This window comes from Aquiflexum gelatinilyticum, assembly GCF_024813435.1.
Lineage (GTDB): Bacteria > Bacteroidota > Bacteroidia > Cytophagales > Cyclobacteriaceae > Cognataquiflexum > Cognataquiflexum gelatinilyticum.
On the sequence record NZ_JANAEZ010000019.1, the window covers coordinates 1 to 1,999 of the forward strand.

1 protein-coding gene is annotated in these 1,999 nt (G+C 46.4%); it reads right to left on the reverse strand.

All coding sequences use genetic code 11. The features are described 5' to 3' along the window. Positions 1 to 1,999, reverse strand: a 1,999-nt coding sequence (locus tag NK987_RS21325; RefSeq protein WP_420841195.1) for a beta strand repeat-containing protein, incomplete at both ends; no start/stop codon positions are given.

A 1,999-nucleotide genomic window follows, 5' to 3' on the forward strand; every position in this document is an offset into this window, starting at 1 on the left:
CATTGCTCAAAGTCACGTTACCCGTGTTGGTCACGACAATGGTATAGTTCAGTACATCTCCGACAGCGGCAAAGGTTGACTCAGTTGCTGTCTTGGTGATGGATAGGGCAGGTAATTGTGTTGCAGTTACAGACTCGGAAGCAGAGACATTGACTGCACCGACAGCAGCGGAAGCGGTGTTGTCAACTTTACCTGCATCGATATCCGATTGTGTTACGGTATAAGAAGTCGGGATTGATTCAACCGCACCCGGAGCAAGGCTTGGAATAGAAACGTTCAAACCTGTCAAAGGATCACTTACAGCAACATTGCTCAAAGTCACGTTACCCGTGTTGGTCACGACAATGGTATAGTTCAGTACATCTCCTACAGCGGCAAAGGTTGACTCAGTTGCTGTCTTGGTGATGGAAAGCGCCGGGCTTTGTGTTGCGGAAACCGACTCGGAAGCGGAAACATTCACTGTACCTACAGCTGCAGAAGCAGTGTTGTCCACTTTTCCCGCATCGATATCAGCCTGTGTTACAGTATAAGATGTCGGAATGGATTCACTTGATCCAGGTGCAAGACTTGGAATAGAAGTGTTCAATCCTGTCAAAGGATCGCTTACAGCAACATTGCTTAAAGTCACGTTACCCGTGTTGGTCACGACAATGGTATAGTTCAATACATCGCCCACAGCGGCAAAGCTTGATTCAGTTGCTGTTTTGGTGATGGATAGGGCAGGGCTCTGTGTTGCGGAAACCGACTCGGAAGCGGATACATTCACAGCACCGACAGCAGCGGAAGCGGTATTGTCCACTTTTCCTGCATCAATATCACTTTGGGTGACTGTATAAGAAGTAGCGATTGACTCAAAAGCCAAAGGAGCCAAAGAAGCGATTGTTGTATTCAATCCCGTCAAAGGATCAGAAACCGAGATGTTATTCAAAGTGACATTACCAGTATTGGTCACAACAATGGTGTAGTTCAATACATCACCGACAGCGGCAAAGCTTGATTCAGTCGCTGTTTTGGTGATGGATAGGGCAGGGCTCTGTGTTGCAGAAACTGATTCCGAAGCGGAAACATTCACTGTACCTACAGCAGCAGAAGCGGTGTTGTCCACTTTTCCTGCATCGATATCACTTTGGGTTACTGTATAAGAAGTAGCGATTGACTCGGAGGCCAAAGGAGCCAAAGAAGCAATTGTTGTATTCAATCCTGTCAGAGGATCGCTTACAGCAATGTTTTCCAAAGTCACGTTACCTGTATTGGTTACGACAATGGTGTAATTCAATATATCTCCGACAGCGGCAAAGCTTGATTCAGCAGCTGTTTTGGTGATGGATAGGGCAGGGCTCTGTGTTGCAGAAACTGATTCCGAAGCGGAAACATTCACTGTACCTACAGCAGCAGAAGCGGTGTTGTCCACTTTTCCTGCATCTATGTCACTTTGAGTGACTGTGTAAGAAGTAGCGATTGATTCAACCGCACCCGGAGCAAGACTTGGAATAGAATTATTCAATCCTGTCAATGGATCCGAAACCGAGATGTTATTCAAAGTCACGTTACCTGTATTGGTCACAACAATGGTGTAGTTCAATACATCACCGACAGCGGCAAAGGTTGATTCAGTGGCTGTCTTGGTGATGGAAAGCGCAGGGGTTTGTGTTGCCGATACAGATTCCGAAGCGGAAACATTCACTGAACCTACAGCCGCAGAAGCGGTGTTGTCAACTTTTCCTGCATCTATGTCACTTTGGGTGACTGTGTAAGAAGTAGCGATTGATTCAACCGCACCCGGAGCAAGACTTGGAATAGAATTATTCAAACCTGTCAATGGATCGCTTACAGCAACATTGCTCAAAGTCACATTACCCGTGTTGGTCACGACAATGGTATAGTTCAATACATCTCCTACATCGGCAAATGTTGACTCAGTGGCTGTTTTGGTGATGGATAGGGCAGGAGTTTGTGATGCAGAAACTGATTCCGAAGCGGAAACATTCACAGAACCGAC